General features: G+C 48.8%; 22 protein-coding genes and 2 pseudogenes. 13 read left to right on the forward strand and 11 right to left on the reverse strand.

Translation table 11 applies throughout. From position 1 onward, the window contains the following. Positions 1-165 precede the first annotated feature (165 nt). From K6J72_RS07315 to K6J72_RS07335, 5 genes are all read left to right on the forward strand, one after another. The gene (locus K6J72_RS07315) at positions 166-738 is read left to right on the forward strand and encodes a thiamine phosphate synthase (protein ID WP_221279426.1); all 573 of its coding nucleotides are present in this window, start codon (positions 166-168) and stop codon (positions 736-738) included. 85 nt (positions 739-823) lie between these two features. Next, positions 824-1,057, forward strand: a complete 234-nt coding sequence (locus tag K6J72_RS07320) for a hypothetical protein (RefSeq protein WP_221279427.1) — start codon at positions 824-826, stop codon at positions 1,055-1,057. A gap of 17 nt (positions 1,058-1,074) precedes the next feature. Then, positions 1,075-1,512 carry a hypothetical protein gene (locus tag K6J72_RS07325; protein ID WP_221279428.1) on the forward strand — a complete coding sequence of 146 codons (438 nt, stop codon included), beginning with the start codon at positions 1,075-1,077 and terminating at the stop codon, positions 1,510-1,512. Beyond that, positions 1,503-2,612, forward strand: a complete 1,110-nt coding sequence (locus K6J72_RS07330; protein WP_260320577.1) for an outer membrane protein — start codon at positions 1,503-1,505, stop codon at positions 2,610-2,612. Before K6J72_RS07325 ends, K6J72_RS07330 begins: the two co-directional genes overlap by 10 nt. A gap of 84 nt (positions 2,613-2,696) precedes the next feature. Further along, entirely contained in the window at positions 2,697-4,346 is a 1,650-nt protein-coding gene (locus K6J72_RS07335; RefSeq protein ID WP_221279429.1) for an L-lactate permease, read from the forward strand. Here the strand turns inward: K6J72_RS07335 and K6J72_RS07340 are convergent. After that, positions 4,339-5,391 (reverse strand): AI-2E family transporter, encoded by a 1,053-nt coding sequence (locus K6J72_RS07340; RefSeq protein ID WP_221279430.1) that lies wholly within the window; start codon positions 5,389-5,391, stop codon positions 4,339-4,341. The genes K6J72_RS07335 and K6J72_RS07340 overlap by 8 nt on opposite strands. Positions 5,392-5,432: 41 nt before the next feature. On the opposite strand from K6J72_RS07340, the gene dapF reads away from it, so the two are divergent. Next, a complete protein-coding gene (gene dapF, locus K6J72_RS07345; protein ID WP_221279431.1) occupies positions 5,433-6,206 on the forward strand; it encodes a diaminopimelate epimerase in 774 nt (257 codons plus the stop codon). 50 nt (positions 6,207-6,256) lie between these two features. Continuing rightward, positions 6,257-7,639, forward strand: a complete 1,383-nt coding sequence (gltX, locus tag K6J72_RS07350) for a glutamate--tRNA ligase (protein WP_221279432.1) — start codon at positions 6,257-6,259, stop codon at positions 7,637-7,639. On the opposite strand, the gene K6J72_RS07355 is transcribed toward gltX, so the two are convergent. Beyond that, positions 7,636-8,958 (reverse strand): hypothetical protein, encoded by a 1,323-nt coding sequence (locus K6J72_RS07355; RefSeq protein ID WP_221279433.1) that lies wholly within the window; start codon positions 8,956-8,958, stop codon positions 7,636-7,638. The two genes, gltX and K6J72_RS07355, sit on opposite strands and share 4 nt — an antisense overlap. 246 nt (positions 8,959-9,204) lie before the next feature. Between K6J72_RS07355 and K6J72_RS07360 the strand changes: the two genes are divergently transcribed. Further along, on the forward strand, positions 9,205-10,593 hold the full coding sequence (locus K6J72_RS07360) for a mannose-1-phosphate guanylyltransferase/mannose-6-phosphate isomerase (protein ID WP_221279434.1): 1,389 nt from the start codon (positions 9,205-9,207) through the stop codon (positions 10,591-10,593). Between the two features lie 9 nt (positions 10,594-10,602). Beyond that, complete coding sequence (gmd, locus tag K6J72_RS07365) at positions 10,603-11,706, forward strand: GDP-mannose 4,6-dehydratase (RefSeq protein WP_221279435.1); 1,104 nt, start codon at positions 10,603-10,605, stop codon at positions 11,704-11,706. Here gmd and K6J72_RS07370 read toward each other — a convergent pair. Genes K6J72_RS07370 through speA form a run of 5 tightly spaced genes read right to left on the reverse strand, consistent with a single transcriptional unit; the run spans position 11,699 to position 17,560 of the window. Further along, on the reverse strand, positions 11,699-12,976 hold the full coding sequence (locus K6J72_RS07370; RefSeq protein WP_221279436.1) for an MATE family efflux transporter: 1,278 nt from the start codon (positions 12,974-12,976) through the stop codon (positions 11,699-11,701). The genes gmd and K6J72_RS07370 overlap by 8 nt on opposite strands. A gap of 56 nt (positions 12,977-13,032) precedes the next feature. After that, a complete protein-coding gene (locus K6J72_RS07375; protein ID WP_430886734.1) occupies positions 13,033-14,328 on the reverse strand; it encodes a Na+/H+ antiporter family protein in 1,296 nt (431 codons plus the stop codon). Positions 14,329-14,364: 36 nt separating this feature from the next. After that, complete coding sequence (locus K6J72_RS07380; protein WP_221279438.1) at positions 14,365-14,745, reverse strand: hypothetical protein; 381 nt, start codon at positions 14,743-14,745, stop codon at positions 14,365-14,367. Between the two features lie 4 nt (positions 14,746-14,749). Beyond that, the gene (locus K6J72_RS07385; protein WP_221279439.1) at positions 14,750-15,661 is read right to left on the reverse strand and encodes a carbon-nitrogen hydrolase; all 912 of its coding nucleotides are present in this window, start codon (positions 15,659-15,661) and stop codon (positions 14,750-14,752) included. 36 nt (positions 15,662-15,697) lie between these two features. After that, positions 15,698-17,560, reverse strand: coding sequence for an arginine decarboxylase (gene speA, locus K6J72_RS07390; RefSeq protein WP_221279440.1), 1,863 nt, complete (start codon positions 17,558-17,560; stop codon positions 15,698-15,700). 69 nt (positions 17,561-17,629) lie between these two features. On the opposite strand from speA, the gene selA reads away from it, so the two are divergent. Next, positions 17,630-18,910: an L-seryl-tRNA(Sec) selenium transferase gene (gene selA, locus K6J72_RS07395; RefSeq protein ID WP_221279441.1), complete on the forward strand. Its 1,281-nt coding sequence runs from the start codon at positions 17,630-17,632 to the stop codon at positions 18,908-18,910. Between the two features lie 316 nt (positions 18,911-19,226). Here the strand turns inward: selA and K6J72_RS07400 are convergent, their stop codons facing one another. Both K6J72_RS07400 and K6J72_RS07405 read right to left on the reverse strand, forming a co-directional pair. After that, entirely contained in the window at positions 19,227-20,906 is a 1,680-nt protein-coding gene (locus tag K6J72_RS07400; protein WP_221279442.1) for a methyl-accepting chemotaxis protein, read from the reverse strand. 138 nt (positions 20,907-21,044) lie between these two features. Beyond that, a pseudogene (locus K6J72_RS07405) lies at positions 21,045-21,625 on the reverse strand (phosphatase PAP2 family protein). A gap of 31 nt (positions 21,626-21,656) precedes the next feature. Here K6J72_RS07405 and K6J72_RS07410 point away from each other — a divergent pair. The 3 genes and pseudogenes from K6J72_RS07410 (at position 21,657) to pdxA (ending at position 24,312) form a co-directional block, all read left to right on the forward strand. Then, a pseudogene (locus K6J72_RS07410) lies at positions 21,657-22,632 on the forward strand (glycosyltransferase family 4 protein). After that, on the forward strand, positions 22,623-23,399 hold the full coding sequence (locus K6J72_RS07415; protein WP_221279443.1) for a pyridoxine 5'-phosphate synthase: 777 nt from the start codon (positions 22,623-22,625) through the stop codon (positions 23,397-23,399). The pseudogene K6J72_RS07410 and the gene K6J72_RS07415 overlap by 10 nt, the downstream one beginning before the upstream one ends. Beyond that, positions 23,389-24,312, forward strand: coding sequence for a 4-hydroxythreonine-4-phosphate dehydrogenase (gene pdxA / locus K6J72_RS07420; protein WP_221279444.1), 924 nt, complete (start codon positions 23,389-23,391; stop codon positions 24,310-24,312). The genes K6J72_RS07415 and pdxA overlap by 11 nt, the downstream gene beginning before the upstream one ends. A 4-nt stretch (positions 24,313-24,316) precedes the next feature. On the opposite strand, the gene K6J72_RS07425 is transcribed toward pdxA, so the two are convergent. After that, positions 24,317-25,186 (reverse strand): formate dehydrogenase subunit gamma, encoded by an 870-nt coding sequence (locus K6J72_RS07425; protein ID WP_221279445.1) that lies wholly within the window; start codon positions 25,184-25,186, stop codon positions 24,317-24,319. 9 nt (positions 25,187-25,195) lie between these two features. Further along, positions 25,196-25,834 (reverse strand): formate dehydrogenase FDH3 subunit beta, encoded by a 639-nt coding sequence (fdh3B, locus tag K6J72_RS07430; protein WP_221279446.1) that lies wholly within the window; start codon positions 25,832-25,834, stop codon positions 25,196-25,198.

Consider the following 25,834-nt stretch of genomic DNA (forward strand, 5'->3'; position numbering starts at 1 on the left):
GACAGCCCTGTGAGAGCGTGGCCCATTTGTGCTATAATGCCCGCTTGGTGGCTACCCTTGTAGTTTGGCTAAAGCTGTGATTTTGGCTGTGTTGGCTGAAGTGTGCTGTGTTGCAATTTTTACTTGGGGGTGGCTTGTTTCCCTTAGCGTTTTTTGTAGGTGTCCATGTTTGAATCGTACTTCATCACCCCTGAAAGTTGGCAGACTCTCGGTTTAAAAGAGTTTAAAGAGCGTTTCAAGCAGGTTTTAAAGACCCATTCCCCCAGCCTAGCATGTTTAAGGCAAGTGGGCGATCGCTCCTTTAGCCCAGAGGTGTACGCTGCCTTTGTGTGCCTTTGCAAAGATTTTAAAGTTGGGGCTTATGTCAATTTAAAAAACCCCAAAGATTGCCTAGATTGCGCCCTAAGACACGGTTTTCAAGGCGTGCATTTAAAGAGCAAGGCCTTAGACTTTGCACCACAAATCCCCACACACCTACAAAGCTTTTACAGCGCACACAGCACCAAACAAGTACAAAAAGCTCTAGATTTGGGCGTGGACTTTTGCACCCTAAGTCCCCTTTTTGCCACGCCAAACAAACCCCCCCCTTTGGGTCTAGATTATTTCAACGCTCTAAGCCCTACACTCAAAGCCCATATTTTTGCTTTGGGTGGAATCATCTCCTCCAATGAAGTAGAACTTGTGAAAAATCTACACATTAAAGGCTTTGCGAGCATCCGCTATTTTCTAAATCCCTAAAAACATCTGCCATTTTATGTACTCAATGTTACTTTATGGTAGAATTTCGTAACAAGCTTTCTTGGTTAAAGCGAAAGGAGTCAAAATGCACCCCCTGAAAATAACCTTCACCCTAGCCACTCTTAGCCTTGCTTGCCCCTTGTGGGCTGAAGAGAGTGGGGGCTATGGGTCTGTGGGGTTTCAATACTCAAACGCCACGCAGAGCACACAGAAAAAAGCCCCTAGCCTAGTCGACCAAGCCCCGCTTTTTAATGTGAAAAACGCCCAACCCACAACCTTGCCCGCTCCTAAAGTACCCCAAAACAAAGTGGGTCAATAACTCTAAAGGAGGTTTCTATGGATCAAAAATTTAAAAACACTTCTGCCAGCCTAGCCGCTGCCCTTTGCTCGCCTTTCTTAGAAGCAGACATAGAGATAGACAAAGATGGTTTTCAAAGGACAGATGTCATTTGGTGTTGCACTGCTGATGGCCAATCCTTTCCAAACCCCCCCTCTTGGGCGCGTCCAGACTTTGATCCTAAACCACCCAAACGCCCTGTCTCGACACCACCGGGCAACACAACCCAAACCCCTACACCGGGCAACACAACCCAACACCAGAGCGCAACCCCCACGCCCCCAACTGCCCCAAACACCCCTGTTGTGAACACTAAAACCCCACCTATTAAAGATGCAGGTGCCAACCCGCCCCCATTTCTATCAACCCGCAAAATCCGCCAAAAACGCCCTTGTCAAACACCACCCAAGTGCCTCCAAAAGTGTCCATGCCCCTAGCCACACCTAAAACCCATTTACAAGCCCTCATCGATGGGGATGGCATACCTAAAGATGTTGTAAACTACAAGCAAGAAGAAAGGGGCAACATCGCCACGAACACAAATGCGCTTCTTAGACTTGTAGAAGGCAACACAAACAGTACAGCGCAGGCGGTGGGCTCTTTAGTGGCTGGGACAGATAAATTCTTTAGCCAAATGTCTAAAAACGCCCAGATTAGCCAAAACCTCAAGGACTCTTTTGCGGGCTTTTACACTTTGGCGGCAAACACGAGCCATGATTTAGCCGCTATGCAATCTAGCCTAGCACGACTCATCGCCCAAGTGGAGCGGTTGCAACAGGATTTGTTAAACACCCTCTTAAACACCTCCATAAGAGTCCCAAGGCAGGATGGGTTGTCTGCCGCACACCACGGGCAGGATTTGGCCCCCAAACATAGGCAAGCCAAGGGCACAGCAATCCAAGACTTGGGCACACTCTTAGCCTATCTCAAAGCCACACAAAATAAACTCAGTGCCTACGCCAAAGAACACCCAGGTTCACTAGCTCTATCAGCCTCCCCCCTTGCTGGTGTGCAAAGTGGGAGTGTCAATGGAGACTTATACGGGTTTAACGCCCAGCTGGGGTACAAACACTTCTTTGGCAAGAAAAAACGCTTTGGGCTGCGCTACTACGGCAGCTTTAGCTACCAGTATGGCAAAATCCAAGCCACAGCCTTAAGTAATTTGGTCTATGGAGCGGGGGCAGATGCGCTCTACAATTTCTATGAAAGTACCAATGGGCGTTACACCACGGGGTTATTTGTGGGCTTTATGCTAGCGGGCAGTACTTGGCTTTTAAAAGATGCTAAAGGCTACAAAAGCCTAGCCAACTCCCTAAAGGCCGGAGGCTGGCAAGTGCGCCAACACACAACCTATTTCCAAATCCCCTTAAATGTGGGTTTTAGGAGCAATGTCAGCAAGCACCACGGGTTTGAAGTGGGGCTAAGAATCCCCCTAGCTCTAAACAGCTATCTAAAAGCCCAAAAGAACCAAGAGCTTTTAGACCTTAGTTACAAGCGCAATGTTTCCGTCTTTGTGAACTATGTTTACAACTTCTAGGGGGTTGTCGGCATGGTCAGGGGGGTAGCCCCCGCTCCCACTAAGCCTATGCTATACTTAAGGCTTTAGTTTATAGGAGTTTGCATGTGGCATCAAGTTTATGCCCCCATAGGGGGCAATGTTTGGTTAAGTGCGCTTGTAGCGGTCTTACCCATTGTGCTGTTTTTTGCCTCTTTGATTGTGTTTAAACTCAAAGGGCACACGGCGGCGTTTTTGAGTGTGGCGTTGTCTGTGCTGATCGCCCTTTTTGTGTATAAAATGCCTCTGACAATGGTGGGAGCGAGTTTTATTTACGGCTTTCTTTACGGCTTGTGGCCCATTTCGTGGATCATCATCGCCGCCATCTTTTTATATAAGCTGAGTGTCAAGTCCGGCTATTTTGAGATTTTAAAAGAGAGCGTGCAGGCCATCACCCCCGATCACCGCATTTTGGTGATTTTGATCGGATTTTGTTTTGGATCGTTTTTGGAGGGGGCGATTGGCTTTGGCGGGCCTGTGGCGATCACAGCGGCGATTTTGGTCGGTCTAGGGCTTAACCCCCTATATGCAGCGGGGTTGTGTTTGATCGCCAACACCGCACCTGTGGCCTTTGGGGCAGTGGGAATCCCCATCACTGCAATGGCGGGGGCTGTGGGGGTGAGCGCGCTTGCCATTAGTGCTATGGCTGGTAAAATCTTGTTCTTTGTCAGTTTGTTAGTGCCTTTTTTCATTGTGTTTTTGATGGACGGGGTTAGGGGGATTAAAGAAACTTTCCCGGCGGTGTTTGTGGCAGCCTTTAGTTTTGCTTTGGCGCAATATTTAAGCTCCAACTATCTAGGGCCAGAATTGCCCGGGATTTTATCGGCGATTGTTTCGCTCATAGCGACCGCTCTTTTTCTGCGCTTTTGGCAGCCCAAGCACATTTTTAGGAGCGATGGTAAGGAGGTTACACACAACCAACAACAACACCACATTTGCAAGGTGTTGGTGGCGTGGGCACCCTTTATTATTTTGATTGCCACGATTGTCTTGTGGACTCAGCCGTGGTTTAAGGCACTCTTTGCCAAAGGTGGGGCGTTGTCTTTCTCTAGCTTTTACTTTGAGTTTACAAGCATTAGCCAAAAGATTTTAAAAAACGCACCCTTTGTGGTTGAGGGCAAGAGTGCGGCTGGCCCCGTTGTGTTTAAATTGCCCTTGATCAACACCGTGGGCACTTCTATTTTGGTGGCGGCACTCATCAGCATGTTTGTGCTCCGCTTGAAAGCCAAAGATGCCCTAGAAGTCTTTGGCGACACCTTAAAAGAGATGCGCTACCCCATTCTCACGATTGGGCTTGTTTTAAGCTTTGCGTTTGTGTCTAATTACAGCGGCATTTCAGCAACTATGGCACTCGCCTTGACCCACACGGGCAAAGCCTTCACCTTCTTCTCGCCCATCATCGGGTGGGTGGGCGTGTTCTTGACGGGCAGCGACACCAGCTCGAACTTGCTCTTTGGTTCACTCCAACAGCTCACCGCCAACAATCTAAAAATCCCTGAAATCCTAACGCTCACGGCCAACACCGTGGGCGGTACTTTAGGCAAAATGATTAGCCCACAGAGCATCGCCATCGCGTGTGCGGCGGTGGGGCTGGCTGGAAAAGAATCCGATCTCTTTAAATTCACCGTGAAATACTCGATCGTCTTTGTGATCTTGATCGGGATTGTGATCAGCGTGATCGCCTACGCTTGCCCCCAAATCGTGCCGACTATTTAGGCAGGGTTGCTTGTTGTGGCTTAGAAGTGAAAACCTTTTCATACAGGCGCAAAAGCACGATGAAAAAGGCGGTGATGGTGGGGCCTACAGCAATCCCCCAAAAGCCAAATTTACTAATGCCCGCTAAAATAGAGAAGAAAATCAAAATCTCGTTGATTTTGAGCGAAATTTTCAGCACCTGTTTTTTAATGACCCCGATGAGCCATGGCTTGATCAGGCTGTCGATCAAGCCGCCTATCAAAATCACCGAATAAAGGGCAATGATGAGGGCGATTGTGGAGTGCTGTCGGTAAAGCTCATAGACACTCACAGGCACCCACACCAACGCCCCCCCCACAATGGGGATCAGCGAGGATAGCCCGTATAAAATCCCCAAAGAGAGCCAATCTAGCCCAAAGCCCGCCACTAACGCCCCAAACGCCATGCCCTGCAAAACGACATTGATGATGGATGTCAGCAAAACCACCCGCAAAATCCCCGCAACTTCTCTAAAAATCCCCCTGCTTTGGATTTTCTCAAAGGGCAAAATATCCAAAATATAATCGTAAAAGCGTTCCCCATAAAAGAAACACAGAAACAAAAAGACCAAGACCATCGCCGTGTCGCTCGCAAATTTTAGGCTGAATTTGCCTATATCGCTGCTAAGGTGCAGGGCATAAGATGTGAGGTTTTGTGCCGAAAAGTTAGACAAGATTTTATGAGCGTAGGCACTCAAGGTGGGGAATCGCTCTAAATAAAGCAAGAGATCGCTCTTAGACTTATTGAAGTAAAAGGCGAATTTTGCTAGGTTCAAGTGGACAATAAAATCCGTGCTTTTGTAAATGAGAAAATACAGCGGCACGACCAAGAAGCTTAAGAGTACCACCACACATAAAAGGGAGCTACAAAGGTTGTTCATGTAGCGGTCAAAAAACTCTTTGAGCCAAAAGATTGTAACACAGAGCAAGCCCGCAATCAGCAAATCCATTAAAAAATCTTCATAAAGGTAGAGCATCCAATAAAAGGCAACCGCAAACAAGAGCCAAAAGAAGTACACGGGGCGCATATGACTCACTTTTTGCTTTATAATACCCAAAAAGGCAAAACATGCACCTAGTTAAATATTGCGCCAGTGGCAACGATTTTTTAATCACGCACCACTTTAAACCCCAAAACCGCCAAGCCCTAGCCAAAGCACTTTGTAACCGCCACTATGGCTTTGGAGCAGATGGTTTAGTGGTTTTGTTGCCACACCCAAAGTTTGCCTACACATGGGAGTTTTACAACGCCGATGGGAGTTTGGCAAACATGTGTGGCAATGCGAGTCGTTGCGTGGGGCTTTACGCCTACACGCAAGGGCTAGCCTCTAAGAAGCACCGCTTTTTAAGTGGGGCGGGGGTGATTAGTCTAGAAGTGCTAGAAGTTACACAGAGTGGGGGCGTGGTGCAAAGCAATTTAGGCACGCCCAAATGGCTAGACACCTTAGAAATTGAGGGGCAAGAGTGGGCTTTTATAGATAGTGGCGTGCCCCATTTAGTGCATTTTGTGGATCACTTAAACAAGATGCCTAAAGCCAAAACCCCCGCCATGCAAGCCCTGCGCCAAAAATTCAATGCCAATGTCAATATCGCCTACATAGAAAACCCCAGCACCATCCACCTAGCCACTTATGAGCGGGGCGTGGAGGACATTACGCTGGCTTGTGGGACGGGCATGGGGGCGGTGTTTTTCGCTGGGCTAAAAAGGGGAGTGGAAAATAAGGCGCACTGTATCCCCCCAAGTGGGGAGGTGTTGGCGTGGCGTTTAAAGGGGGCTGATGTGTGCTTTAGTGGGGAGGTTAAAAGAGTGGGAGCAGTCATTGATCATGGCTGCGGCCATTGACTATTGCAACGCCCTTTGCTAGAATTTAAGACTTTCATCAAGGATTTAAAATGGTGACCACCCGTTTTGCGCCCTCGCCCACTGGGCACTTACACATAGGGGGCTTGAGAACCGCCCTTTTCAACTACCTTTACGCCCGCTCTTGCGGGGGGAGGTTTCATTTACGCATTGAGGACACGGATTTAGACCGCAATGTCAAGGAAGCCACAGAGGCGATTTTAAAGGCATTTAAGTGGGTCGGGCTGGAAGTGGATGGCGAAATTCTTTACCAATCTAAGAGGCTAGATATTTACAAACGCTACATACAGCAACTCTTAGACGAGGGCAAGGCGTATCATTGTTATATGTCTAAAGACGAGTTAGAAACGCTCAGAGAAACACAAAGAGCGCAGGGGTTAACCCCCCGCTACGATCGCCGTTACCGCGATTTTAAAGGCACGCCCCCTAGTGGCGTTGCGCCTGTGGTGCGGATCAAAGCCCCTTTAAGTGGAGAGGTGCGCTTTAAAGACGGGGTGAAGGGGGAGGTGTGCGTGCAGGCCGAAGAGTTGGACGACTTTGTGATTGCCCGCTCTAATGGAGTCCCGACTTATAATTTTGTCGTTACGATTGACGATGCTTTAATGGAGATCAGCGATGTGATTCGTGGGGATGACCATTTAAGCAACACGCCCAAGCAAATCCTTTTATACCAAGCCCTAGGCTTTAAAATCCCTAATTTCTACCATGTGCCCATGATTTTAAATGAGAGCGGGCATAAGCTTAGCAAAAGGGACGGGGCGATGGGGGTGATGGATTATAAAGCGTTGGGCTATCTTAAAGAAGCGCTTTTAAACTTTTTGGTGCGTCTAGGCTGGAGCCATAAGGACCAAGAGATCTTCAATTTACAAGAGATGAAAAAATTTTTTAACCCCAAAGACCTAAACAGCGCACCCAGCTGCTTTAGCCCGCATAAGCTAGAGTGGCTCAACAGCCACTATCTCAAAGAAAGCCCTGCAGACTCGCTCAAGGAGTTGTTGGTAGATTTTGAATTGCCAAGTGGTTTTAACACGCTGAGCCCTGCACAACAAGACACCTTGCTAGAGGCGCTCAAAAGTCGGGTGGCCACTCTCAAAGAAATGGCTAGCGAGGTGTCTAGGGTTTTAAACGCCCCCGCAAGCTACGCCCTAGACAAACTCAAAAACAAAGCGCAAGCCCTAGAGGTGCTAAAAACCCTTATAGCGTGTCTTAGTGAGAAAGATTTTAGCAGTGTAGATAGCCTAGATGTCGCCCTACACGCCTTGATGGCCAAGATGGGGCTTAAAGCGGGGGCACTGATGCTACCCCTGAGAATTGCCCTGCTTGGAGAAGCGGGGGGGATTGGGGTCAAGGAAACCCTATTTACTCTAGGCTATCAAACCAGCCTAGAGCGCTTGAGGGCGTTTTTAGCCCTTTAGAGTTTGTGGTTGTGGCTTCGAATGAAGTCCACGAGCTGGCGGGTGTCGATGCCCACAGTCACGAATTGTTGGAAGGTGGTGTACCAGTGGCCACCATGCCCGTTTAGACTATGCCCATCGCCCCCGCCCATGAAGTTAAAGAAACAGTCCGCGCGCACGCTCAAGTACTTGTTTTTATAAACATAGTAAAGTGCGATGCGTTCAAAGTTAGGCGCGTGGTACCATGGCAAGCCTGTGTAGAGCGCGCGCCCGTAAGTGGCGTAAAACTTCATTTGGGGCTTGTCGGAGAAGTAGTATTTTTCATAAAAGCCAAAGCCCTTGTATTGTATGTCAAAGTCAAATTGCCCACCAAAGCTGTTATACCATTGGCTGGGCCCGCAATGATCGCCCGCACGCACACAGTAGTGCTCTTGTTCACTCATCGTGCCAAAGGCGACAGAGAGTTTGTCCAAGAAAGGAGCTAGCCGTTTTAAGTCGCTTTTGATGTAGCCGTAGTAATAAATGCGATCGAGCACTGTGGGGTTGCTGTATTGCCCGGGTACGCCCCCTAAAGGCTCGCCACTAGCATAGGGGTAACCATTAGGCCATAGGGGAGTGTCCCCACGCATGGCTGGATCGGAGTGCCCGCCAAAGGGGTAAGGATCGCCCATGCTATAAGAGCTGGTGTTGTGGAAGGCGACCACACGCCCGCCAAAACCCAAATACCCCTTCAAAAACGACCACTCGCTCGCCCCAAAGTAGAGCATTTGGTTCATGTTGTAGTGATTGGCGGCGTATTTTTTGCCCCCAACATTGTTCCAATTACGCCCACCATACCAGTCGACGATGAACTCTGCCCAGCCATTCCACCAGCGGTTTGGGTTGTAGGCGGGTTTGTACTGAAACATCGCCCCTCTCACGGTGGGGTCTTTAAACCAAAAGAGCTTTTTAAAGGCGGCTAGGGGGTAGTTTGCCATCGTGTAAGTTCTAGGGATGATGCCAATATAAGTCCTAAAATTCTTGCCCACCGCACTGTAATACATGGTAACACCCCATGTATAGGGGAAGTAGCTAATGTGGGTGTGCAGGTTTTGGATAAACCACGCCCCAAACATGATGGATTGGTGTTTGTCGAATTGAATCCCGATCTCTGGCATGATTCGGTTTTTCATGTTGACGAGACTATTCCAATAGGGGTTGTCTCTGCCTGCCAAGTTGTAAGTAAAGCTCATGAACTTTAAATCATAGGCAAAAGCCACCGCTCCTGCTTGCCTTGGCAAGAACGCGGATATAGCCACAGCACACAGCCCAAACTCCAATGCTTTTTTTATGGTTTTCATCGTGATCCTTTAAATAAAATTAGAGGTAGGACACTTTAACATAAAAAAATAAGATAAACATTAAGACCCTCGTATCGAACTAAAGTATAAGTTTGGTAAACCAACGAGTATATCTTATAATTGCAATCATCCACCAAGCCTATATAAATTAAGATTATTTTAAGATAGAGTCCATTTTAAGTTTTGAGGGAGAGTTTAAGTCCCTTTGCGCTATCATGCGATTTTAGTTTATTTTAAGGGTTTGCTGTGGTGCATGTGGTGCTGAGTGGGGGGAGTGGCAAGAGGTTGTGGCCTTTGAGTCGGGAGCACTTCCCCAAACAATTTTTAAAACTCTATGGGGAGCAAAGTTTATTCGGGCTGGCTTTAAAACGATTAAAATCACCCCATGCCAAATTCTTGGTGGTGTGCAATGAAGCGCATTACTTCCACGCCCTAGAAGAGATCGCAAAAGCCAAGCTAGAGGAACGCACGCAGTTTTTGCTAGAGAGTGCCGGTAAAAACACGATGAATGCCTTGATCCTTGCCGCTCTCTCTTGCGAGTCTGAAGAAATCCTTGTGATCAGCCCCACAGACCATTTAATGGATCAAGAGGCGTTTAACGAGGCTCTCAAAACCGCCCTAGAATGCGCTAAAGCCAATCAAATGCTGCTTTTTGGGATCGCTAAGAAGCCTAGCAACCAATACGGCTTTGTGCGCTGTGCACCCGTGCAAAATGGGGTTTATGAGGTCTTAGACTTCATAGAAAAACCAAACCCCGAAGAGATCGCCAAGTTACAGCAAGAAGGTGGGGATTTTTATATCAACAGCGGCATGTTTGTCTTTAAAGCGGGGGTGTTCTTGCAAGCGTGCATGCAACACGCCCCCCAAATGCTCGAGGCGTGCAAAAAGGTTCACCACCACGCCAAAAAATTGCCCGCTATTTTAAAGTGCGCGAACATGGAGGAGCTAGAAGAGGGGAGTGTGGATATTTGCTTGTGGCAAAAGTGTAAGGGGCTAAAATTAATCCCCTTAGATGCCCACTGGCAAGATGTGGGGCATTTTGCGAGCTTGCAGGCGAGTTTACCCGCCGATGGCGCGGGCAATGTGGCGCACAATAACCCCCTTTTGCCCCTACATGCCAAGAACAACTACACCTACGCCACACCCGATAAATTGGTCTGTTTGCTAGGTCTTGAAAATTGCGTGGTGGTGGATAGCAAGGACGCGCTCTTGGTCGCCACAAAGGCACATTTGGACGGCTTGAAAGCACTTGTAGCATGCGTGGGTGAGGAGTACCCCCAATTGCTCAAAACCTACCCCCTGCAATACCGCCCGTGGGGGAGCTTTGAGGTGTTGCTCGAGCACCCCTTTTTTAAGGTGAAACTCTTAGAAATCACCCCACACAAACGCTTGAGCCTACAAAGACACCAGCATAGAAGCGAGCATTGGGTCGTGGTGGAGGGGGTGGCGAGCGTGGTGGTGGGCAAGCAGTCTTTGAGCGTGCCCACCAATGAAAGCGTGTTTATCAAACAGGGGCAAATCCACCGCCTAGGCAACGACACGAACGAACCTTTGAAAATCTTAGAAGTGCAGTGCGGGGAGATTTTAGACGAGAACGACATTGAACGGTTGCAAGACGATTACAAAAGACCTTAAAGGAGAGCAATGGCAAAGAAAATCGCCCTCATCACGGGCATTACAGGACAGGATGGGAGCTATTTAGCCCGCTATTTATTAGATTTGGGCTATGAGGTGCATGGCATCAAAAGGCGTAGCTCCTCTTTCAACACCGCCCGTATAGATGCGATCTATGAGGACATACACGCCCATAAAAACCGCTTCTTCTTGCATTATGGCGACTTGACAGATGCCAGCAACATGACCAGCTTGATTGCTAAAATAGAACCCACAGAGATTTACAACCTAGCCGCCCAAAGCCATGTGCAGGTGTCCTTTGAAATGCCCGAGTACACGGCAAATGTGGACGCTTTGGGGACATTGCGTCTTTTAGAGGCGGTGCGTTTTTTAAAGCTACAAGACACAAGGTTTTATCAAGCCAGCACTTCCGAGCTTTATGGCGAGGTGTTGCAAACCCCCCAAAACGAGAACACTCCCTTTAACCCCCGTAGCCCTTATGCTGTGGCAAAACTCTACGCCTACTACATCACCAAGAATTATAGGGAAGCCTATAACATGTTTGCGGTCAATGGGATTTTATTCAACCACGAAAGCCCCATGCGGGGCGAAACCTTTGTAACCCGTAAAATCACGATGGCTTTAAGCCGTATCGTTTTGGGCTTGCAAGAGTGCTTGTATTTAGGCAATTTGGACGCTAAGAGGGATTATGGGCACGCTAAAGACTATGTCAAGGCGATGCATTTGATTTTGCAACACAGCCACCCCGTGGATTATGTCGTGGCGAGCGGACAGACCATGACGATTAGGGATTTTGTGTTGATGGCGTGTGAAAAACTAGGGCTGGTTCTGGAGTTTCAGGGGCAGGGTACTGACGAGCAAGGGGTGCTCGTGGATTTTGCACCAAGCCCGCTTTTAGGCAATCTCAAACTAGCCCCGCTCAAAAAAGGGCAGGTGCTGGTGCGTGTGGATACTAGGTACTTCCGCCCCACAGAAGTGGATTTATTGCTTGGCGACCCGTCTAAAATTGAAAGAGAGTTGGGTTGGAGGCGGGAATTTAGCGTGCAAGATTTAGTTTTAGACATGCTCAAAAGCGATTTGGAGCTCGCCCGCAAAGAGGCTTTGACTAAATAGCAAAACGCCCGGGCTTTTTCCATATGCCCTTTTTGTAGGCAATGTAAAAAAAGCCCGCCCGAACAAAGGTTTCTAAGCAAATCAGCACAAAAAACCAACGCACTGAAAGCCCCAAACGCCAAAAAATAAACATGGGCAAAATCCGCAAACCCCACAAACTGCAAGTGTTGATAAACAGCGACACCTTTGCCATCCCCGCCCCCCGAAACGCCCCATCCAGCACGAACATACACATTAAGGGCATTTGAGAAAGCCCCACCACCATTAAATACCACGCCGCCACTTGCACGACCTCTTGATTTTGGCTAAAAATGCCGGCTAGCTCTTTGGCAAAAACAATCATCCCCACGCCCAAAAAGCCCAAAGACACCCCCGCCACCTTTAAAATCGTGCGGATATACTCTTGCGCTCTGTTGACTTGATTAGCCCCCAAATGTTGCCCCACAAGGACCATACACGCAATGGTAAAGCCAAGACCGGGCATGTAGCTGAAAGTTTCAATCCTTAAGCCCACTTGCATGCCAGCCAGCACTTCATTGCCATAACTTGCCACAAACTTAGACACCAAAGCCATAGAAAAGAGCGTGAGCATCCGCTCAAAACCCGAGGGCCAGCCCACTTGCCAAGTTTTCTTAAACAAAGTGGCGTCAAAGATGGGGCGGAATTTTAGGGGGTTGTTCTTTTTAAGGCTAATGGCTAAAAAAAGCAGCGTGAGCTCTAAAAACGCCACAGCCACGCTCGCCACCGCCGCCCCCTTAATGCCAAGGCGCACAAAGCCAAAATGCCCGAAAATCAAGGCATCGTTTAGAAATAAGCACAACGCGCTCATCATAATTTTCAGCACAAAGGGTGTCAGGGTGTCGGACAAGCTTGCTAGCGCGCTTGCCATCGTGTTTTTTACAAAGATCGCAGGCATCGCCCAAATCAAAATCTGCAAATACTCTTTGGCAAGGCCACTTGCATCGCCTCTGATCCCCATCCACTTGACAAACGCATTAATGCCAAGAAAGCCGGCCACCCCAGCCCCCACGCACAGCACACACGCCCCGATTAAAATGCTTGAATACCCAACCGTCACTAGTGTGGTGTCTTTTGCCCCCACAAGGCGGCTTAAAGTCGCATTTGTACCGATGTAAAAAATGGAGTTTAGGGCATAAAAGAGCATGATATATTGCAGACCCACGCCCATGGCCACAATGTGGTTATCGGACAACCGCCCCATGAAAACCACAGACACGGCTAAAACAAAGATTTCTAAAAAATTATTCACTCCAGAGGGGATCGCTAGCTTTAAAATGCGCCTTAAACGCCACCATTTTTGCGCTTTTATAATAACAACGCTCCCACAACGCCAAAGATGATCAAGGGGATATTATAGACCAAGAAAGTGGGTAGGCAGGTGTCGTAGATGTGGTTGTGTTGTTGGTCGGCATTGAGCCCCGTGGTCGGCCCTATGGTGCTATCAGAGGCGGGCGAGCCCGCATCGCCCAGTCCCGCGGCAATGCCTATCAGCAAAATGGTCGCCTTTGTGTCAAAACCTAGGGCTAGGCACAAGGGGCAATAAAAGGTGGCGATGATCGGCAAAGTCCCAAAGGAAGTCCCTATGCCTAGCGTGATGAATAGCCCAATCACTAGCATGATCAAAGCCCCCGCAAACTTGCCCGAAATCGCCCCACTCGCCAAATGCACCAAGTCCGTAATGGCATGGGTCTTTTGCAAGACTTCGCCAAAGCCCGAAGCCACGAGCATGACAAAGGCGACAAACGCCATCATTTTCACGCCCTCATCGATCACCATGTCCATTTGCCCCCACTTAATCACCCCGCCCACAAGCATCACCATAAGCCCGATAAACGCCCCAAGGGGCAACGACCCTGTGAAAATCTGCACCATAAAGGCGAGCACAATGCCAATTAGAGCGAGATAGTCCTTTGTTTGCAGTTTCAGCTCTTCATGGGTGGTGCTTTCTAGGCGGTCTTCATAGAAGCGAGGTTTTCTATACAGCAACAAGATTGCCACCACCAGCCCACAGAGCATGGCTAAACCAGAAATAGACATGACGGCCACCACTTCGCTAAGGTTGGTTTGTATGCCATTTTGGCGTAGATTATCCACGATCAAATTTAAGAAAATCAGACCAAAACCGGCGGGGATCGTCATGTAGGGGGCTTGCAAGCCGAAGGTGAGTGCGCACGCCACCGCCCTTCTGTCGATTTGTAGGCGGTTCATTAAATGCAAAAGTGGGGGGATTAAAATGGGGATGAAGGCGATGTGCACGGGGATTAAATTTTGCGAAAAGCAGGCAATGAAAGCGATGAGAAAGCAAAAAATCGTGCGCTTTTGATCCAACCAAGCTACAAGCTTGAACAAAACCACTTTCATCAAATTACCGCTAGAAATCGTTACAGCCAAAGCCCCTAGTAAAATATAACTCAAAGCCGTTTCTAAATTGCCCTGCATGCCATTGATCATGATTTTCGTGGTGTCTACAAGCCCCAGCCCGCCCATCAGTCCGCCCACTAGCGTGGCGCTGATGATCGCCAGCAAAATATTCAAACGGGCTAAACTCAAACCCACCATGACAAGCACGGCGACCACTGCCGGATTACTCCATAAAGACATAGCTTTACCCACTCAATTTATTTGTTAAAAGCACAGCTACTCCCCTAAAAAATCTCGCATGAAATCTTGCAAGGCTTCTTTCATGGCGACAATAAAGGGTTTGCGTGCATCCCCTTCTAACACAATCCTTTTGCCCCGATAGGCGTGCGCCGCCTTCTCAAAATGGGACAAAACAAGGGTTCTTAGGACATAGCATTTATAGGGTGCATCCATGCTCTCGCAGATCGCCCCTGTAAAAAGGGTGGAGCGATCACCCTGCAAGGCTAGATTGTGGCTCACAATCGCCGAGCGCATGAAATGCACGGCTAAAACTTCTCTAAAAGCCATAACACCCATGGGCTTAGAAGTTGCCCCAAATAAAGGCAAGCCAAGCCCCAAGAAAGCCCCTAGCACTAACCCCAAGGCTTTTAAACGCATGGCTTTAATCCACCACCCGTCTTATGAGGGGTTTGTAGGTGTCTATGCGCCGATCCCTAAAAAAGGGCCACATTTGGCGCACCCTTGCGCTTTCATCTAAATCAAGGCACGCATACAAAATCTCTTCCTCAAAGCCCGCTAGAGCCAATTCTTTGCCAAAAGCCCCGAACACAAAGCTGGAGCCAAAGAACTCTAACCCGCTGGTCTTGCCCGAGGGGTCTGGCTCAAAGCCCACCCGATTAGAGGTGATCACGGGGATGGTGTTGGCGATGCTATGCCCCCTTTGTACCCCCATCCACGCCTGCCTTTGCAAACCTTTTTCCTCCAAATCCTCGCTCTCTTCATCGCAAAACCATCCGATCGCACTAGGATAAATCAAAATGTCCGCCTTTTGCAGTGCCATGAGCCTTGCAGCTTCTGGATACCACTGATCCCAGCACACCAGCACCCCTAAATTGCCCACACTGCTCGCGATAGGGGTGTATCGATCCCCCGGGGTGAAGTAGAATTTCTCGTAAAATCTAGGGTCATCCGGGATGTGCATTTTTCTTTGCACCCCGAGCAATTTGCCGTCCTTTTCAAACACCACTGCCGTGTTGTGGTACACCCCCACCATGCGCTCCTCAAAGAGCGAGCCCACCAGCACCACCTCATGCGCCTTAGCCAGCCCGCTTAAGAAATTGCATTGTGCCTTAAACTCCCGCGCCCACGCAAAATACTTAGGGTCTTCGTGCTGGCAAAAGTAGGGGTAGGGGTGCAACTCAGGCAAGACCACCAAATCTAAATGGAGATGCTGTGTTTTGGCTCGTGCTAGAAGTTGCGCCGTGTGCTCTAAAGTGGCTTGTACGCTGCCTTGATAGCCGTGTTGTAAAATGGCGACTTCGATGGTGTTTAAACTAAAATCCACAAAATCCATGTGCGCTCCCTAAAAAGACAGATTATAACAAAAAACCTACTCTTGGGCGAGAGTCTTTAAATACCCGTTTTCACTCAGCATGACATACAGCCGCCCGAGCATTTCTTTTTTATCCTCGCTATCCTCTAACAGCTCGCTATCTTCGATCTTTTGCTTTAAAATCCGCTCGATCTCTTTGGTGTCGTAGTCCAAATCCTCCAAAGCGTCTAGGATGGTTTGGGCTTGGGCGATGTCGGTGAGCTCATAGCCCTTGTCTGTGATTTGCACACTACACTCTGTGGGGTGGGTGAATAAATTATGGTGCATGGCAAGCACCTCTTGGTAAGCCCCCACCAAAAAGAAACCCAAAAAATAATCCTCTTGGCGCACATCCACATCGTGCAAGAAAAGGGGCTTGTCCTTATCAAAGCTGATCTCCCCATCGCTGTCGCAAGTGATGTCCCACAAACTCGCGCTCCTTGTGGGCTCTTCATCGAGTTTGTGTAGAGGCATCACAGGAAAGCCCTGTCTTAAGCCCCAATAATCGGGCAAACTTTGGAAAAACGAGCAGTTGAGTAAATAGCGTTCTTGCACCTGCTCTTGGATACGGATGATGTCGTTGTGGTCCTTGTGGCGCAAAAACCCAATCGCCTTTTTAATGATCAAATGCCCCAACACCTCAGCATTGCTACGATCTTGCAAGTCAATGTAGCCCAAATCAAAGAGCGTAAAGAGCGACTCCATATGATCTAGGCTGTCGTGCAAATACTCAATGGCATTTTTGCTGTTGATGTTGTGGTATAAATCCTCCATCTCTGCCACCAAAGGGGGGTTAGATTCTTTAAGACGCAAGGTGTTTTCATCGTAATCTTGGGAGAACAACTCTAACACGGGGGCGATGAGCACCGCATGGCTTGCGCTGATGAAACGCCCCGACTCGATAAAAATATTGGGCTCTAGCTCTTTTTTATTCTTGACAATTTCTTTGAGCAAAAACACCACATCGCCAGCAAACTCTTCTAAGGTGTAGTTGCGCTCACACTGGTGCTTGTGCTGGGAATATTCAATGGCTAGCCCCCCCCCGATGTTGATGCTGTTTAAGTTAAATGCCCCCATTTTACGCAACTCGGCGTAAATATTGCCCGCCTCTTTGAGGGCTTTTTTTAGGGGCGTGATGTCGCTGATTTGGCTACCGATGTGAAAGTGGATCATGCTAAGTTGGCCTAACAAGCCATGCGTTTCTAATAAATGCATGGCTTCTAAGAGCTCCGTGCTGGCGAGCCCAAATTTGGCATGGATGCCCGTGCTTTTTGCCCACACCCCGATCCCTGAGCTGTGTAAGCGCACCCTAATGCCGATTTTGGGGCAAAACTTGGCATTTTCACCGATGGTGTTGTTTTCTAACGCCACTTCTAGGATACTCTTTAGCTCGCTTAAGCCCTCAATCGTTAGTGTGATGTCCGCCCCCATGCTCGCGGCGATGAAGCCCAACTCGATCATTTCCTTGTCTTTAAAACCATTGACCGTGATGGGGGCGTTCTCGTGGATATACGCCATCGCTAAAATCAGCTCTGCTTTAGAGCCCGCCTCTAGTCCATACGCTCCCCTAAATTGCCCTGAAATCTCCACCAAAGCATGCACGAAGTTTGGCATGTGATTGACCTTTAGGGGGAAGACCGCCTTGAACGCTCCGCTGTAATGGTATTGAGAAATGGCGTGGGAAAACATCGAAAAAAGCTTATGTACTTGTTTGGAAATCAAATGGGGGAAGCGTAAAAGCAAGGGGCCTTTAAACCCCTGCTCGCGCATGTCTAAAACCATATCTAGGAGGCTAGGCTTATTGCCGGCATTGACCTTCACCAGCCCCTCCTCAAGGATAAAATCCTCCTTGCCCCAATAATTCAAACCATAATTTTGCATGCCAACCCCTATGCGTTGATGAGCTTTGAGTATAACTAAAAATGCCCCTTTTGTGTTACAATCGCCCCTATGAAAACCAACCCCCCGGCCATGCACGCCCTCTTAAACGCCCCAGCCCTAAAGACCTACCCAAGAGAACGCCTAAAAGCCCTAGCCACCGCCCTTTTTAAAGCCCACCAAGTTACCCCCTTTGCGTGCGCGAGCTTAAATGAGTGGGTGGAGCTCATCAAAGAGCGTTATACCGCCCTCATGTCCGCCCCCCTAAAGCCCCTTTACAACGCCACGGGGGTGGTGTTGTCTACGAATTTGGGGCGCGCGTGCTTAGAGCCTAGTCATTTAAAAGAATTGGAGTTGCTTGGCGGCTATGTCAATTTAGAAGTCAATATGCAAACGGGCAAACGGGCAAATCGTTGCCACTTGGTGCAAGAACTTTTAAAAATGCTCTTCAATGCCCCAGACGCTTTAATTTTAAACAACAACGCCAGTGCCTTAGTGCTCGTGGCTAGCGTGTTTGCCCCCAAAGCCCAGAACAAAGAAACCTTGCTTTCCTACGGGCAATTAGTGGAAATCGGGGGGCATTTTAGAGCGCATGAGCTTTTAGAGTGTGTTACCAACCTTAGATTTGTCGGCAGCACGAACAAAACCTATCTACAAGACTACCAACACGCCCTAAGCCCTAACACTACTCTCATCACCACCATACACCTTAGCAACTTCTTGCAACAAGGCTTTGTCGCCTCTGTGGGGGCAAAAGAGCTCTATAAGCTTGCCACGGCGCATCAGGTGTTGTTTTACGAGGATTTAGGCAGTATGCAAAGCGTGCCACAGGTGCAGAAATCTTTAAAGCACGCCCACTTGGTGAGTTTTAGCGCAGATAAGTTACTCGGCAGCGTGCAAGGCGGGGTGGTGCTGGGGGCTAAAGAGTGCATACAAAAACTAGCCAAACACCCCCTTTATCGGGCATTTAGAGCGGATAAAATCCAGCTTTACATGCTCGCTCGGAGTTTGCAAGCCCACATACAAGGGCAAATAAACCCCACACAAAGACTCTTAGCCCAAGACAGCGACACCCTTTTAAACAAGGCATTAAAACTCTTGCACCTTTTAGGCGGCATAAAAGCCACTCTATTAGAAACAACCGCCTTAGTGGGCGGAGGTGTGGCAGACATGGGGCTTAAAAGCTTTGGCTTGCTCTTAACGCCTAAAAAAGATTTTAAAGAGTTGCACCATGCTTTGCACCAGCAAGGGCTAGCCTGTATTCTGCGCTGTGATGGGGTGCTTTTGGACACTTTTGCGCTGTTTGAAAAGGACTTAAGCACCATCGCCCGTGTCGTTAAAAATACGCTCTAATTTACCCCCACAAACGCCATTCCTGAACCAAAGCCCAAAGTAGGGTTATAGCTTTTATGGACAAGCGTCATGGCCAAATTTTAAAAAGCCACCTAAACCACCCCCTTGCAAGCCCTCATAAAGTGGAGCTAGGGGCCAAGTTCCCCAAACCTTAGAAGTTTTCGCCCCGTGTGGGCTTAGGGGCTGTGCGCTCTTTTTTGTTGCAGAAGTGTTTGTGTGTTACTGTGTTGAGAGTTTGGGTTGAACCCCCCTTTAAAATCCCCCAAAAATTGCGCCAAAAGGGCTAGGCAACCCGCGCCCAAAGTTGGAGTTAGGGCTAAGTTTTAAATTGGTTGATCTCCGTGTCTAGCTCGGCAGTGGTTGTGTTGAGCGAGTTGGCTAGGCTTATGATCTCTTTGGCATCCTCTAACGACTCTTCTGTGTCTTTATCCACTTGGATCAAACGCCCCGCCATGGTGTGGATACTTTCTCCGGTTTTATTGTAGTCGTTGATGAAGGCGTGGGTGTTTTCCACCACCACCCCCACCTCTGCACTCATGTTTTTAAAGCGTTCTTGCACCTCCATACTGCCCGCACTCAACTCTTCAATTTTCTTAGAATTGAGGTTCATTTGGTTGCTGACATCGTTGATCTCTTGCACAATCACTCCGATGGTGCTGTTGATTTCAGCGAGGCTTTTTTGGGTGCGGGCGGCGAGGTTGCGCACTTCATCAGCCACCACCGCAAAGCCCCGCCCATGTTCGCCGGCGCGTGCCGCCTCAATGGCAGCGTTGAGGGCTAGCAAGTTGGTTTGGTCAGCAATGTCGTTGATGATGTGCAAAATGCTTTTCACGCTGTCGGCGTTTTTACTCAGTTGCTCAACCTTGCTGGCCAACTCTTCCTCGGTTTTAGCCCCCTCTAAAATCTGGGTGAGCATCGTGGTTAAAGAGGCGTTGGACTCTTCAATGGAGGTCTGCATCTGCCCTAACTTGTCCCCCACTTCTTTAGCGGCTTGCACCGACTTAGCCACAGAGGCGGTGAGAGTGTTGGTTTCTTGGCAAATGTCTTGGACAATGGTAGCGTTGTCCTTAGCCCGCTTGTAGGTGATCTCAATGATGGCTTGCAATCTATGCGCTAAGGATTTATTATGCACGCTGTTGTCCTTCATACCCTCTATGCACTTATGAATCTTCTCCACAAAGGTGTTGATGCTGATGGCAACTTTGTTCACATCATCATGCCCCCTGTGTACTTTCAAGCGTTTGGTTAAATCTTTGTCCCCTTGCCCAAAGTTGTAAATCCGATCCACAGTCGCTTTGAGTCGCCGGATTATCATGAAATAAACAGCGATGCTAGAAACCAAGATCATGAACAACACCGTACCGCTGATCCACGCGGTTAAAATGCGCGAATTTTGCAACATCTTCTTTTTTGCATCTTTTTCGACACTATTAAAGTCTCTCAAAATATCGCTGTAATAGGTGGTCGTTACAATGACCATATTGCTCACAGGGTCGTACTGGCTGTAGGCAACCTTAGGTTCGGGCACTCCGCCGGCAAATTTAGGCATTTTGTAACGGGTGAAACCTCCGCCCTTTTGCGCCGCCTCTAGGTAGCCACGCACATAGTAGACTCCATCCACACTTTGCAAGTTTAACCCGCTTTTGCCCACAGTTTCCGAGTTCACGGGGTCAAAGAGCACTTTGCCCTCTTTATCCACCGCCACCATATAAACCGAACTTGGGTCACTGTTGATGACCTTGAAATAGTCTAAAGTGAATTTAAGAGCCAGCTCTTTGGAGGGCTGTATACGGTAGAAGCGGTGTAGTCCATGTTGGACTAGGGTAAACATGTCCCGCAAGGCTTCTTCCTTCTTTTTGATGACATCTTGTTCCGTAATATGGATCAATTCTTGCACAAGGACATGCTGCTTATAGTCTGTCAGCAAGACAACCAAGACACCCAACCCAACCAAAGCAAGCAAAATATTAAGTAAGATTTTGAGCCCAACACGCATCGTCTCGTCCTAGTGTTAATCTGATTCGATGAACGCACAACGCTACGAGATAAATTTAGATCAAAACTAAGCTAAATTTATAATCACAAATAACCAAGCACGAACGACCCCTTATAACAAAATTCCGCTTTAAATCACTTAAAATCTATAATGGAAACGCATACCATAGCGGGCATAGCCCCTGCTGTCCCAACCGATCTCGGGGTAGAGCTCCCAGTTACGGCGGTATTTGGAGGTGAAAAGATAGGCAAAACCCCAGCCGATCAACGAGCCCACCACGACTTGCAAAATCGTATGTTTTTCTGCCACCACCCGAGTCGCGTCCGTTAAAATCGCCAAAGCGATCACGGGCAAAGCCGGCTTCCAGCCATAGCGGTAATAGACAAACCCCGCCGCGCTCCACGCCCCCCGCATGCCCACTTGGCATCCCCCGCCAGCTATCACAACAAGGGCGTTTGGCAAAGGGCACATACGCCCCCTCTTGTGGGCATCCGAAAAATATTTTTAACCTCATAGATCACTCCTTGGGTTACCAAAGAACCGATGGCAAGCTCACCCATCCCCCGATAATCCCGTATGCCAAGGCTCACTATACCCACAAATATGGGCATGAGTCGCAAGACATCCCCGATGTCCTCCAAGATCACCGCATCCCTAGGAAGTTCCGCCCGCCCCAAGTTCGTGCACAACAAAAACACTAAGAACAATTTTTTAAGCATGGGGCGCATTATAGCATTTTGTTAGGGTATAATGCCCTTTATGTTTGGGTACTTTTTATTGAGTTTTGCCTGTGCTTTGGGCGTGATCATTTATGCCAAAAACACCGAGGTTTTCACCGACAACGCCAACAAACCCCAAGGTTTCCACACCAAAAAAACCCCTAGAGCTGGGGGTTTGGGGGTGTTTGTGGTGTTTGTTGTTAGTGGGGGATTTTTGGGGATATGGGGGTTTTTAGGGGGTGCTTATTTTCATCAGTGGCTTTTTAGAGGATTTAAACTTCTCTTTAAGCCCTAAAATGCGCTTGATCTTACAAAGTCTGGGCGCGCTGGGGGTGGTGCTCTTGGTGCCCTTGGTTTTAAAAGACTTTGCCCCCTTGCTTCATTTGCCATGGCTTTTGGCTTTGCCCTTTAGCGTGTTCATGCTCGTGGGCGTGGCAAATGCCATGAACATCATCGATGGCTTTCACGGGCTGGCCGGGGGCTCAAGCCTGTTGGCGTTGGGCTTTATGTATCTAGCCGCCCCCAACCCTTTCATTCTAGCCATGTTTTGCGCCTTGTTGGGGTTTTTGGTGTTGAACTTCCCCAAAGGGCTCATTTTCTTAGGCGATGGGGGGGCTTATCTTTTGGGCTTTGTGTTGGGGGCAAGTTTGATGGACTTGTCGCTCAAGGGGGTGGTGAGTGCGTGGTTTGGGCTAGCTTTAATGGTCTATCCCGTTACAGAGGTCTTGTTTTCCATCGCACGGCGTAAATTAAAGAAACAAAAGGCGACCCTGCCAGATGCCCTGCACCTACACACCTTGCTGTTTAAAAGCTTGCAAGACAAACCTAGATTTTTAAACCCCAACGCCTTAACGGGTTTGTGGATCGTGCTTGCCAATTTGCCTTTTATGTGGGTGAGTTTTTTATGCCGCAAGCACCCTTACGCTTTGTTGCTCCTCATCGCCCTTTTTGTGGGCTGTTATCTTAAACTTTATGCCAAACTTCAAGGACAAACAAAATGCGCTTAGGGCTAAACATCGACCACATCGCCACGCTAAGAGAGGCACGCAAAATCCACGAACCCGACCCCCTAGAGGCGGTGTTCATCGCTAAAAATATGGGCGTGGATTTGATCACTTTGCATTTAAGAGAAGACCGCCGCCACATCCACGAGGACGATGTGAAAAGCATCCTCAAACACGCCCCCCTGCCCATCAACGCCGAGTGTGCGATCGACCCTGAGATCACCCAAATTTTATGCACCCTCAAACCCTTTAAAGTTACCTTAGTGCCCGAAAGAAGGGCGGAGATCACCACAGAGGGGGGGCTAAACCTGCAACACCCCAAATTGCAAGACACGATCAAGGCGTATGCCGATTGTGGGATCGAAGTCGCCCTTTTCATTGACCCGAGCCTTGAGAATTTAGACAGAGCTTTAGAGCTAGGTGTGAAAATCGTGGAGCTACACACGGGCAAATTCAGCAATCTTTTCAACACCCTTTACACGGGCTTTAAACGCCATAAAAACCGCCTCAATTTTCCAGAGTCCAACGCCACCCTACAAAATATGCTTAAGCAAAGCCTAGAAGAGCTCGCCCAAAGTGCCTTAAAAGGGCAAGAAATGGGACTAGAGGTGTGCGCCGGGCATGGGCTAAATTATGCCAGCGTCAGGCTCGTGGCTAAGCTAAAAGGCATTAGTGAGCTCAACATTGGGCATGCCATCATCGCACGGGCGGTGATTGTGGGGCTAGATAGGGCGATTGGGGCCATGCAAGAGGCGATGCGTGCGTCCTAAAATCGCCATTTCTATCGGGGATATTCAAGGCATAGGCCCAGAGATCGCCCTAAAAGCGCATTTTAACATCAGCCAAGTGTGCCAGCCCCTTTATTGTGTGCATAAAGAGCTCTTAGCACAAGCCAATGCCCTCTTAAACCACAGCTACACCCACGCCCTAGAAAATATGGCGTGTATAGAACCCAACGCCCCCACCCCCCCCATCAAGCCCGCCAGCATAGACAAGGCGAGCGGGTTTTATAGCCATGCAAGTTTTTTAGAGGCTTTAAATTTGTGCGACAAGAGAGAGGCAAGTGGGGTTTGCACGCTGCCCATCCACAAGCACGCTTGGCAACTCGCCGGCATTAATGCCCCCGGGCACACCGCCTTACTTAGAGAGAGATACCAGCAAGAGGCGATCATGGTGCTTGGTTGCCCTAGTCTGTGGGTGGCTCTTTTTAGCGAGCACATCCCCCTAGCTCAAGTGAGCCTAAAAGTGCGCCTAGAGCCTTTAAGGGACTTTTTATGCACCTTAGCACAAGTTTTAGACACGCAAGAACAAATTGTGGTTTTGGGGATCGATCCGCATTGTGGGGACAATGGGGCGATCGGCGTGCAAGATGTGGAGGTGCAAAAAGCCATAGAGCAAGCCAACGCCCTTTTAAAAATGCCCAAATTCTTGGGGCCCGTGCCCGCCGATAGCGCCTTTGCGCCCCACTTTAGAGCAAAATTTAGGCATTTTGTCGCCCTTTACCACGATGTCGGGCTAGCCCCCCTAAAAGCCCTTCACTTTGAAGAAAGCATCAATGTGTCTTTAAATTTACCCATCAAAAGGGCTTCAGTCGACCACGGCTGTGCCTTTGACATCGCCTATCAAAACAAGGCCAGCATTAAGAGCTATGAAAACGCCATTAAGTGGCTCTCACAGCCCTAAAAGATCAGCGCCCCTCTTTCAAATACAAGCTGTGCAGGATTTTGACCTCCTCAAGCTCCTTTTGCCCATCAATCATGGAGTGTAAAGAGCCTTTAATGGCAAACAAAGACATGTATAAATGCACGATGAAAAAGCCCACGAGCACCAGCCCAAAGAAGTTATGCACCAGCGCACTTAAACGCAAGAGCGAAATTTGGTAAAGTCCAAAAAAGTCAGCAATTTGGCTTAAATCGTTGGTGTTGAAGTAAAGAATCGCTCCGCTAGCGATCATGACAAACCCGCCTAAAGTGGCGATCCAAAACCAAGTTTTTTGCCCTGCGTTGAATTTATAGGCCGGTACAGGCTTTTTCTCTTTGGAAAGATAGCCCCCCATGATGAAGAGCCATTTAAAATCCGCGAGGCTTAAAATCATGTCCTTAAACCACATGACCAGCATGGGGACAACAGCGATCATGAAGACCACACAACCCACACTGTGCGTGATGCGGCAAAAGCGCACAAACGCCCCGCCCCCAAAGAAATCCCCAAAAATCATGATCAGCCCCGTAGGCACGAGCAGGGTAAAGCTCACCCCGGCAATCCAATGGATCACGCGGTTGAATAAACTAAAAAAGGGGACTTTTTGGCCGCTGTGGGCAAACTGCTTAGGCCCGATGATGAGATAGTGCAAGAGAAAGGCAAAGGCAACCCCAAGTACCACTGCCAAAAAGAGCCATAAAAAATAATGCCCCTGCCACAAGGTCCAAATTTGCCCGAGCGCACCCGTGTGCGTTTGTCCATAGGGCAAAATGCCTAAAATGCGCTCTTGATCTAGGGGGGTGGTTTGGGCTTTTAAGCCCGCCAAAAGTCCCATAAAAAGCACAAGTTTTTTCATAGTGCCCCCTTAAGGTGTCGCGCCCTCAACCTGGTGTTGCGCTTTGGTTTTAAAATCCTGGGCATTGGCGTATTTAGCCATGACGCGTTTTCTATAGATGTCGGCGATGCTCAAGGCATCGCCCACCAACAAGGCGTTGGTCGAACAAGTCGCCGCGCACATAGGCACTTGCCCGCTGGCGATCCGATTAACCCCATAAAGCTCCATTTCTTTTTTAGAGTGTGTGGGCGCAGGGCCGCCCGCGCACATGGTGCATTTATCCATCACGCCCCGGACACCAAAAGCCCCATCTCGGGGGAATTGGGGTGCGCCAAAGGGGCAGGCATACAGGCAGTAGCCACACCCGATACAAGTTTCTTTGTTGTGCAGCACAATGCCGTCTTCTCTAATGTAGAAACAATCTACGGGGCAAACCTGCGCACAGGGCGCGTCCGTGCAGTGTTGGCAGGCAATGGAGATCGATTTTTCCTTGCCCTCCACGCCCTCATAAAGGGTGATCACCTTGCGCCGATTTAGACCCACTTCTAGCTCATTAGAATGCGAGCACGCCACAGAGCAGGCGAAACAACTGATACAGCGGTTGTCATCGCAATAAAACTTCATGCGATTGGCGTTGGGGATTTGTTTTGCAGGTTGTAGGTTTTCCAT

Source organism: Helicobacter sp. NHP19-003 (assembly GCF_019703305.1).
In the GTDB taxonomy this organism is placed as follows: domain Bacteria; phylum Campylobacterota; class Campylobacteria; order Campylobacterales; family Helicobacteraceae; genus Helicobacter; species Helicobacter gastrocanis.